At 67.1% G+C, this 3,886-nt stretch carries 4 protein-coding genes; 3 read left to right on the top strand and 1 reads right to left on the bottom strand.

Annotated features, from left to right (window positions below; genetic code table 11):
- Positions 1-144 precede the first annotated feature (144 nt).
- Positions 145-645, top strand: coding sequence for an Lrp/AsnC family transcriptional regulator (locus ACLP25_RS10285; RefSeq protein WP_442469098.1), 501 nt, complete (start codon positions 145-147; stop codon positions 643-645).
- Between the two features lie 23 nt (positions 646-668).
- Here the strand turns inward: ACLP25_RS10285 and ACLP25_RS10280 are convergent, their stop codons facing one another.
- Complete coding sequence (locus tag ACLP25_RS10280; protein WP_442469097.1) at positions 669-1,517, bottom strand: amidohydrolase family protein; 849 nt, start codon at positions 1,515-1,517, stop codon at positions 669-671.
- Positions 1,518-1,726: 209 nt separating this feature from the next.
- Between ACLP25_RS10280 and ssuD the strand changes: the two genes are divergently transcribed.
- Both ssuD and ACLP25_RS10270 read left to right on the top strand, forming a co-directional pair.
- Positions 1,727-2,893 carry an FMNH2-dependent alkanesulfonate monooxygenase gene (gene ssuD, locus ACLP25_RS10275; protein WP_442469096.1) on the top strand — a complete coding sequence of 389 codons (1,167 nt, stop codon included), beginning with the start codon at positions 1,727-1,729 and terminating at the stop codon, positions 2,891-2,893.
- A partial coding sequence (locus ACLP25_RS10270; RefSeq protein WP_442469095.1) for an FAD/NAD(P)-binding protein occupies positions 2,890-3,886 on the top strand: 997 nt, incomplete at its 3' end. The genes ssuD and ACLP25_RS10270, both read left to right, overlap by 4 nt.

The raw sequence follows: 3,886 nt of genomic DNA, 5'->3' as shown, positions 1-3,886 counted from the left end.
AGGGGGTCGCGCCGCCCCCAGCGTCTCGAAAGCAATAATCGATAAATAAGATAGACACAGTGGTATTAAATCAGGCAAAAGAGAACGGGATCTGCGCGCTCGCGATCGAGCGCGGCCCACGGCGATATTGGCGGGGTTTTGGGCGTGGACGCGGTCGACCGCAAGATCCTGAGAATTCTCCAAGAGGACGCCTCTCTAACCGTGGCGGAGATCGGGCGCGCCGTCGGCCTGTCGACGACGCCGTGCTGGAAGCGAATCCAGAAACTCGAAGCGTCCGGCGTGATCCGGAAGCGCGTGGCGATCGTCGCGCCGGACAAGGTTGGTTTCGGCGTGACCGCGCAAGTCAGCGTCCAGTCGGGCGATCACGCCCGCGAAGCCGTCGAGGCCTTCATCGAGGCCGTGCGTGCGATGCCGGAAGTGCTGGAATTTCAGCGCGTGGCGGGCGACGTCGACTTCTGCCTGCGCGTTGTGACAGTGGACATCCCCCACTTCGAGGACTTCCATCGGCGCCTCACCTCGCTGATGCCCCTCAGACGCGTCTCGTCCTACTTCGAGCTTCAACAGTTGAAGTCAGAGACGGCGTTACCGCTCTCGCTGGCGCCGGGCGTGAGCCAGCGAGTTGTGGGTGGCCCCTCGGGCGGGTAGCGCCGGCGGTCCTGCGCGGCGTTTCAGACGAGCTTCAGCAGCCTTGCGGCAGTCGCGGAAAAGACCATGTCGAGCACGTCGTCGCGGAAGCCGAGTCGCTCGTAGTCGTCCGCCGACTGGCGCATCGCGCGGAAGGGATAAGACGATCCGAAAGCAATCTGGTCGGCGAGTGCGCCATTGGCAGCCTCGACGTAGAGTCGGCCTCCCGGCTGGAAGATGTACATGTCCGGAACCAGTGTCACGTTCTCGTACCGGAACGCGACGCCGATGATCTCGTCGGCACGCGGCCAGGCGCCGTGATGCACGACGATCGCGAGGCGCGGGAAGCGCCGCGCGACGCGCCCGATCGCCGACGGATCGTTGAACGCAAGGTTCGGCGTCGTCGGGCCGGACATCAGGAACACCGGCGCCTCGAGATCCTGGAGCGCCTCATAGACCGGCCAGCAGATCGCGTCGTCGAAGGCGCGAGCGGGTTCGCCGAACCCAGGCTCGAGGTTGATCGCCTTCAGCCCAAGGCCACGGATCGCGCGCTCGGCTTCGTCGGGCGCGCGGCGCCCGAGCCGTTCAGGATCGATCGAGCCGACGCCAACGAGCTCGGGATGGCGCGAGACGAGCGCATGGATCGCATCGTTGTCGTTGCGGATCGCAGGCGTGTCCCGGCCGATCACGACGGCCGCTGCGAAGCCGGTTTCCCGAATCTCCTCGATGTAACCAGCCTCGGTCTGCGAGCGCACGAAATGCTCGGTGTCAGCGGAACCGGTGCGATGGTTCAGCCATTTTGCCGTCTCGAATTCCGGTGTGCCGCGGCGCGCGCCGTAGAAGTCATGCAGAAAGGCCGGACGATTGCGGATATCGATGATTTTTCGACTCACGTGCGTCTCCAAATCGCCTGCGGCAAAGGGGTGGCCGGCTGTGCCGGCCGGCCTTTCAATCATGGGACAATAAAATTGACAAGAACTATAGACATACTGGATCATAAGCTTGTGGCGGGGTCGAGATGTCAATCCACGCGGCCGCCCGACTCCTTCCCCGGTCGGCAGGACCTCGCCGCCTTCGCTTCCCTGCCGAGGATATTCCGATCATGACGACGCCCAGCACGATCACCGCGCTCTGGTTTCTGCCCACATTCGGGGACGGACGCTATCTAGGCTCGCCGGAATCGGCTCGCGCTGGCGACTTCGCCTATCTCAAGCAGATTGCGCTCGCTGCCGATTCGCTCGGATTCGAGGGCGTGCTGATTCCGACCGGCCGGTCCTGCGAGGATAGCTGGCTCCTGGCCTCGGCGCTTGCCCCGCTCACCGAACGGCTTCGCTTTCTCGTAGCTGTGCGGCCGGGCGTCCTGTCGCCGACGCAAGCCGCCCGTATGACGGCGACCCTCGACCGACTGTCCAACGGGCGCGTCCTGATCAACGTCGTTTCCGGCGGCGATCCGCAGGAGAACCGCGGAGACGGGCTCTTCTGGTCGCATGCCGAACGCTATCGCGCGACCGAGGAATTCCTGAACGTCTACACGCGCATTCTCGCCGGAGAATCCGTGACGTTCTCGGGCGACTTCATCCGCGTCGAGGACGCGCGGGTGTCGTTTCCGCCGGTCCAGCGGCCGCGACCGCCGCTCTATTTCGGCGGCTCGTCCGAAGCGGCGCATGATGTCGCCGCGCGCACGATTGATAAATATCTGAGCTGGGGCGAACCGCCGCAAGATGTCGCTGCGAAATTCGACGATGTGCGGCGCCGGGCGGAGAAGGCGGGGCGTGAGGTCACGCTCGGCGTCCGCCTGCATCTCATTGTGCGGGAGACGACGGAGGCGGCCTGGGCGGCCGCCAACCGCCTGATCGAGAAACTCGACGACGACACGATCGCCAATGCGCAGAAGGTGTTCGCCCGCATGGACTCGGTCGGTCAGCAGCGGATGAGCCAGCTTCATGGCGGCCGGCGCGACAGACTCGAAGTCGCGCCGAACCTGTGGGCGGGCGTCGGCCTCATCCGCGGCGGCGCCGGAACCGCGCTGGTCGGCGATCCGGACACGGTCTCGGAGCGGATCGACGAATATCGCCGGATCGGCGCCGACACCTTCATCTTCTCGGGCTACCCGCATCTCGAGGAGGCCTATCGGGTGGCTGAGCTTCTGATGCCGCGCCTGCCGCTGGTTCGGCCCGCCGGGGAGACTGAGAGGCTGGTGAATACAGGGCCGTTCGGCGAGATCCTGTCGGGCGTGCGAACCCCGTCGGAGAAGGCGGCGGTCGCGTGAGCGCGCTTCGGCCCACGATCGCCATCGTCGGCGGCGGCTTCTCCGGCGCCGCGGTCGCCTATCATCTGGCCCGCGCCGGGGCGCCGGCCGATCTCGTCGTCTTCGAACCGCGCGCACGCCTTGGCGCTGGTCTCGCTTACGGCGGCGACGAACCCGCGCATCGCATCAACGTGCCGGCGAGCCGCATGTCGCTAATGCCGGACGACGGATCGCATTTCGTCCGCTGGCTCGAAGCCTCGGGTATCCTTGAGCACGATCCGGTCGCCCGCAGCGGTGCAGACGCCTTCCCGCGCCGGAAGGATTTCGGACGCTACATGGCCGAGGCGCTGCGTCCGTTCGCCGTCGACGGGCGCGTGCGCCATATCCGCAACGCAGTTGTGTCCGTACGCCGAGCCTGCGGCGCCTGGATTGTGCGCGACGACGCCGGCGACGTGACCGACGCCGACCTTGTCGTCATCGCCACGACCCACCCGAGCCCGACGCCTCCAGCCGAACTCGAGCCGTTGCGCGGCGATCCGCGCCTGATTCCGGACGCGCTGGCCGACGGCGCGCTGGGCCGACTGGACGGCGACGAGCGCGTGCTTCTCGTGGGCTCGGGGCTGACGGCGGCCGACGTCGTCGCCACACTCGACGCGCGGGGACATCGCGGGCGGATCGTCATGATCTCGCGCCGTGGTCTGCGGTCGCTCGGCCACGCGCGGCGCCCGCTCGCTGCCGAGGGCAATTTCGTCTCGGATCCGGCCCGAACGGCGTCGGCGCTCGTTCACAAGGTGCGCCGCGCCGTCCGGCGCGCTGAGGCCGAGGGGCGGACCTGGCATCCGGTCCTCGACGCGGTGCGGGCGCAAGGCGCCTCGATCTGGCGAGCGTTGACGCCCGAGGCGCGCAAGCGGGTCGTCGTACGCCTGCGCCCGTTCTGGGACGCGCATCGCTTCCGCGCCGCGCCACAGATTGAGGCTACGCTAGAGCGGAAGCTCGCGGACCGGACGCTCGAAC

This window comes from Roseiarcus sp. (assembly GCF_052145395.1).
Lineage (GTDB): Bacteria > Pseudomonadota > Alphaproteobacteria > Rhizobiales > Beijerinckiaceae > Roseiarcus.
The sequence above is the reverse complement of the archived record's forward strand: the minus strand, read 5'-3'. Positions and strand labels throughout refer to the sequence as shown.